General features: G+C 68.2%; 4 protein-coding genes and 1 pseudogene. 1 reads left to right on the top strand and 4 read right to left on the bottom strand.

From position 1 onward, the window contains the following. Positions 1–651, top strand: a pseudogene (locus MJ783_RS20325) (hypothetical protein); the annotation flags it as partial. A gap of 202 nt (positions 652–853) precedes the next feature. Here MJ783_RS20325 and MJ783_RS20320 read toward each other — a convergent pair. From MJ783_RS20320 to MJ783_RS20305, 4 genes are all read right to left on the bottom strand, one after another. After that, positions 854–2,035 (bottom strand): pyridoxal phosphate-dependent aminotransferase, encoded by a 1,182-nt coding sequence (locus MJ783_RS20320; RefSeq protein WP_370651738.1) that lies wholly within the window; start codon positions 2,033–2,035, stop codon positions 854–856. A gap of 271 nt (positions 2,036–2,306) precedes the next feature. Beyond that, a complete protein-coding gene (locus MJ783_RS20315; RefSeq protein ID WP_239312748.1) occupies positions 2,307–3,095 on the bottom strand; it encodes a YqjF family protein in 789 nt (262 codons plus the stop codon). A 71-nt stretch (positions 3,096–3,166) separates the two neighbouring features. Next, positions 3,167–4,018, bottom strand: a complete 852-nt coding sequence (locus MJ783_RS20310) for an acyl-CoA thioesterase domain-containing protein (protein WP_239312747.1) — start codon at positions 4,016–4,018, stop codon at positions 3,167–3,169. 437 nt (positions 4,019–4,455) lie between these two features. Next, a complete protein-coding gene (locus MJ783_RS20305; RefSeq protein ID WP_239312746.1) occupies positions 4,456–5,601 on the bottom strand; it encodes a glycerophosphodiester phosphodiesterase in 1,146 nt (381 codons plus the stop codon). Between the last annotated feature and the right edge of the window lie 189 nt (positions 5,602–5,790).

Here is a 5,790-nt window from a genome sequence, read left to right as displayed (position 1 = left end):
CCCGACGCTCCGACGGCCTGCACGGGCACAGTCAATGAAATGATCTTCTTTGCTGGCCGGGCCGGGGACTTCGGTGATTTCCTGCGCGCCATGCGGACGAACTGCCCGGCAGGCCCGCAACTGGTGCCGATCGTGGCGGATGACGCTGTCCACCGGTACGTCGTGCAGTCCCCGGCCGCGGACAACGCACCAACAGGGACAATCATCTCCTTCGTCTCCGAGAATGCTCTCATCGAGCTCACCCAGCAGAAGTGCTTTCAGGGTGTGCTGGACAAGACCAGCGCCAACCAGGCGCAGCTGGACCTGTGCGGCCCCAAGGGCCTGGCGGTGCTCTACCCGGAACACCTGCAGCAGCCGCGGGAGCTGTGGCCCGGCGAGTGGGCGGTCTTCGGCTACGACACCGCCGGGATCATCGTGCTCGCGGCGCGGACCGTGTCCTCTGACCAGCGCCAGCCGACCGCGACGTCAATCGCCCAGGAGCTACAGCGCACGCGGTACAACGGCGCGACCGGCATCACGGACTTCACCACGTCGCGCGTGGCCACGAGCAAAAAGGAAGTGATTCTCACCATCGAGCTGGGCACGGGTGCGCTCCCCACCTGCGTCTACGCCATGGAGAACGGTTCCCCACGGGAAGACTGCCGCTCCTGACCCCGTCCGGGCCCGAAGCAGCGAGCCTTGATTTCCGGAGTTGCTCTATTTCACATGACTTCATACGGCGTTGGACAGCGCGCGGCCGGCGAGCCGCGCCAGATCGATCGGCCTACGCCAGATCGATGAGGTGCGCGGGCAGCGGCGGGCTGCCCCACGGAGCGCCCCGAGCGGGAAACCGTCCGGGTGAGCGCCTTCGTTCTCAGTTTCCGGCGACGGCCAACGTGGCGAGGCGGGTGATGGCCTCGTCAAGCACGCCGTCACGCTTGCAGAAGGCGAAACGGATCAGGTGCCGGCCGGCGTCGATGTCATCGTAGAAAACCTGCGTGGGTACGGCCACCACGCCGCAGCGAAACGGCAGCGACTGGCAGAACTCCATCCCGTCCGCAGCACCGAGCGGCCGGATGTCAGCGGTGACGAAGTACGTTCCCCACGGCCGCAGCGGGTCGAACCCCGCCTGCGCCAACCCGGCGCACAGCCGGTCCCGCTTGTCCCCGAGCTGCCCGCGCAAACCGTCGTAATAAGCGTCAGGCAACCCGAGCGCCAGCGCGACGGCCGGCTGAAACGGACCCGCGTTGACGAACGTGAGGAACTGCTTGACCCGCAGCACCGCCGAGATCAGAGGTACCGGGCCACAGACCCAGCCGACCTTCCAGCCGGTGCAGGAAAAGGTCTTCCCAGCCGAGGAGATCTGCAGGGTACGCTCGCGCATCCCGGGCAGGCCCGCCAGCGGGAGGTGCTCGCCGTCAAAGACCAGGTGTTCGTACACCTCATCGCAGACCGCGACCACGTTGTGCTCCGCACACAGCGAGGCGATCAGTCCGAGCTCGTCGCGGTCGAAGACCTTGCCGGTCGGGTTGTGCGGCGAGTTGAGTAGCAGCAGCCGGGTACGCGGACCAAAAGCCAGCCGCAGTTCGTCCGGGTCGAAGCCGTATCCGCCGCGGTGGGGCCGCAGCGTCACGGGCCGCCGGACAGCGCCAGCGAGAGCGATCGAGGCAGCGTACGAGTCGTAGTACGGCTCAAAGCACACGACTTCGTCGCCAGCCTCACACAGCGCCAGGATGGACGCGGTGATCGCCTCGGTCGCGCCAGCGGTGACCAGCACCTCGCCGTCCGGGTCATAGGCCAGCCGCCAGAAGCGACGCTGGTGGCCCGCGATGGCTGCCCGCAGCTCGGGTATTCCCGGCCCCGGCGGGTACTGGTTGCGTCCGCCGCGCAGGGCCTCCACAGCGGCGTCAAGCATCTCGACCGGACCGTCGGTATCCGGAAACCCCTGGCCGAGGTTGATTGCGCCGGTGCGCACGGCGAGGGCGGACATCTCGGCGAAAACAGTCGTGCCGAACGGCCGCATACGCCGCACCAGCGGATCATCGTCCAGGCTCATGGCTGAGGTTTCGCTGGCTGAGATTCCGCGATGGCCGTCCTCAGGAAAATCGCGGACCACAACGGTCGTCATGCATGCATGATGCACGCCCAGGGATCGGCTGACCAACCCGCCGAACATCCGCACCGTGCCATAACCAGCGCGTCGAGATGCTCCTCGCGGGTCCCGGCCACGGCCTGACGCCGCACTCGGCAACAGAAAAGTGGATCAATGAGCGGGGGTTGATGTGCATGCCCCAGCCCCGCGATACCGCTCCCTTGTTGCCGAGCGCTTATTGCCGAGCGCTCTCAAGCGCGGGTACGGACTGGTAGCGCTCGGGACGGCCGATACGGACATCGACCCCCGGGGAGTAGTGCACCAGAGGCTCGTCGCGCGGCTGGGGGAGGCCAGCCGCGGCAACCAGCCTGTCCTCAATGGCCACAGCCTGGGCCCGGTACAGGGGCCATGGTTCGTGCCACGCCCGTGCGAAGCGGCGCCGAGTACCGGCCGCGCTGAACAACATCCACCGGGCGGTTAGGAAGTGGTCCCGTTCGTCGAGGTGACCGGGAGCGACCGGCTCACCGATCCGGATCTTCACGCGGCTGGCGGCTCGCGGACCGGGCCACCAGCGTGCGCAGCCGTAGGAGATCTCGTCCGCGGCCTCGAGCAGCCGCATCGACGACCAGAAGTAGGGCAGGCGGTAGGTGGTGCGCGCGACGGCCACCGCACCCAGCCGGGCGGCGTCCAGGGAGAAGAACCAGATTCCCCGTCGACCTTCATGGTCATAAACATAGGTGCGGACGTTGGTCTCGCAGAAGGTCGACGCCCACGGTGCTCCGTGTCCGGCGGCTGTCGCGACCCGCATGAAAAACGGCACCAGACCGACCCAGGCCGCCCCGTCGTAGGTGTCGATCAGCAGCCCCCGCGGCAGGAGGCGTTGTACCACAGCCGGATCAAACGGCCAGTGCACGAAGGTCAGCCGCTCCCAGCGCTGCCGCATGATCGGTCGGTCCACCGTGAAGGGGCACGACCCGCCAAGCCCGGCTGCCCGCTCCCCGGCATGTGGGTCATCGCCGGACATCTCCCCATGATGCACCACGGCCGGCCGCGGCCCGGCGCCCCCACGGCGGCCGGCTCGATATTTCTCCGCCTTCAGCCACCGGCCGCGAGACGGAACAGGCCCACCGTGGTGAACAGCGCCCTGGGCGTACCACCGCCATCGAGAACCTGCCCACGGCCATGGACCCGCTCGGCCCCCGCATAGGGCACTTCCGTGCGCACCACGTACCAGTCGCGTACGTCGATGTCCTCGAAGAAGGTGACGGTCTGTGCCACCATCAGGCTGGTGTGCGGCCTGTCCGCCGCGCCGCGGTCGGCGATGAACAGTGGCAGCGTCGTGGGCTCGCACGCGTACGCCACCAATGCCCGCCACAGGGTGGCGTCGGCCGGGACGCTTCTCACCCGCATCCACAGCTCGTGGTCCTGCCATGTGCCACCGGCCGCGAGCCGCGTCTCCCATGGAAGAAGGGCCACCGCGACGGGGGTCGTGTCCGGTGGGTCCGGTCGCGGCCGGCCCGGCGTGGTGGCCGGCGCCGGGCCGGGCTCGTCCGCGGTGAGCAGTACCTGTGCCCTGCAGATCAGCTCCGGTCCCTGCCGGAACGCCAGGGACACCGAGGCGAACGTGCGTCCCCGCTGGAGTTGTTCGACATGGGCCTCCAGCGTCCCTTCCCATGTCCCGGAGCGGACGAACAACGTCTGCAGGGACTGGACCCGCTTCCCCGGGTACAGACGCTCGGCCAGGGCAACCTGTTGGCCGAGCAGCTGAGCGCCCAGTATCCCTCCGTGCGCACTGGGTAGGTTTCGCAGCGGAACGGGTGCACCGCTGAGCGCGGTGACCGGCGGCTGGACGTCCAGCACATCGAGCACGTCCTCGAGCACCTGCGCTCGGGTGACCCGCGACCGGCCGTACGGCGCCGCCTCGATCGGTCCCACCGTCGGATTCAAGGGTTCCTCCCCGTTGCCAGGCGCATCCCGAACGTGCCCCGTGCGCCTTAGAGCGCCCGGCAATAGGGGACGCGGCGTCGCGGGGCTGGGGCACGCACCTCGCCGCGTTGTCGTCAGTCGCCACCCAACGCCAGGGTGGCTCCCTCCTCCGCCTCGCGCCGCACGCACCCCAGCCCCGCTCCTTGATCCACGCCCCTATTGCCGGGCGCTCTTAGTTCTACTGACAAGGACGCCATGGAGGTAGCTGATGTGACGAATTCACACATCGAGGCAAAATGATCAAATGCTGTAACGGCCCTGGTCAGCGCCTTCAGCGCCGACGGACAAGTGCCGGGGACCGGAGGCCCGCGGCACCTCATGACGCGCCGCCGCGGACCCGCGGTCTTGTGTCAGCCAGTGCCAACCGCTCCCAACCGGTATGCCGGTGTCAGCCGCTGTCAGCCAGCGCCGGAGGTCCTTGCGAACGCCTCGTCCCGGGCGATGACCCCGATATCCGCCTGGTCGGTGAAAAGCCCGTCGATGCCGGCCTTCAGATAGGTCACCTGCTCGTCGATCGCCCGGCCGAAGTCGTTGGGGCTGGTGCCCCGCCGGTAGTCCACCGGCAGGAAGGTGTTCTCCGCCCGGAAGGTGTACGGGTGCAGCACCAGCCCCGCCGCGTGCGCGTCGGCGACCAGCGAGGTCGGCGTGCCCAGCGTGCCGTCCGCGGCCCGGGGGATGATCTGCACCTTGTCCGGCCCGATCCCGTCCGCGTAGGTTGCTATCTGCCGCAGCCCGGCCGGTGTCGACAGGTCCGCATACGTCCGCGGGTCACCGGCGTCAATCAGGTCGAACGGGGCACCGGCCGCGCTGAGCAACTGTACCGAGGCGGTGTGCAGGCCGAGCTTGCGCAGCTCTCGCAGGCTTCCCGTCTCGAAGGACTGGACGAACACCGGGGCGTTGCGACGGTTCAGGCCGTACCGGCGCAGAGTGTCCACAAGCCGCTGCTCGAGCGGCAGACCGGCCTTTCGGAAGTAAGTCGGATGCTTGGTCTCCGGGTAGACACCGAGTTCGCGGCCGAGCTCACGGGACAGCCGCTCGCGCAGCTCCAGCAGTTCGGTGAACATCGGGATCTCGAATCGCCCGTCGTACATCGTGTTCTCCTGCCGGACGACCGGCAGCCGCTCCTTGGCACGCAGCGTCTTCAGCTCGGCCAGCGTGAAGTCCTCGGTGAACCAGCCGGTGACCGGCACGCCATCCAACATCTTGGTCGCTCTGCGGGCGGCAAACTCCGGATGATCAGCAACATCGGTGGTACCGCCGATCTCCGGCTCGTGCCGGCAAACCAGGACCCCGTCCTTGGTAGGTACGAGGTCAGGCTCCATGAAGTCGGCGCCGATCCGGGCGGCCAGCTCGTAGGAAGCCAGGGTGTGCTCTGGGCGGTAGCCCGAGGCGCCGCGGTGCCCGATGACCAGCGTCGGCCGGCGCCGGTGGCCACCGAAGTCGGCGACCGGCACGCTCGCCGAGGCGCTCGAAGCCGTTGAGACGACGGTGGTGGCGGCAAGGGGAACTGCGGCAATACCCGCGATCACGGTCCGGCGGTCCACGAATCCTCCAGCGCGTTGACGGCGACCCTCGCCGACGGCACGCGCCACCCAGCGAACCGCTGGGAGAAAACGGGCGAACAGCTCACGCGTTACCCGTCGCCATCGGCCAGCCATCGAGTTGGTAAACCCGCTGACCTGATTACCAACACGAAACTAGACTACTGGAGTCTATATAGGCAAGATCGGGAG

The sequence above is a fragment of the Protofrankia sp. Cj3 genome (genome assembly GCF_917627355.1).
Taxonomy (GTDB): Bacteria; Actinomycetota; Actinomycetes; order Frankiales; family Frankiaceae; genus Protofrankia.
Note: the sequence above shows the minus strand (reverse complement) of the source record. Positions and strands in the feature narration are given on the sequence as shown.

Coding starts and splice junctions, on each gene's coding strand:
- MJ783_RS20320 (WP_370651738.1), bottom strand. CDS start 2,035: ATGAGCCTGGACGATGATCCGCTGGTGCGGCGTATGCGGCCGTTCGGC.
- MJ783_RS20315 (WP_239312748.1), bottom strand. CDS start 3,095: ATGTCCGGCGATGACCCACATGCCGGGGAGCGGGCAGCCGGGCTTGGC.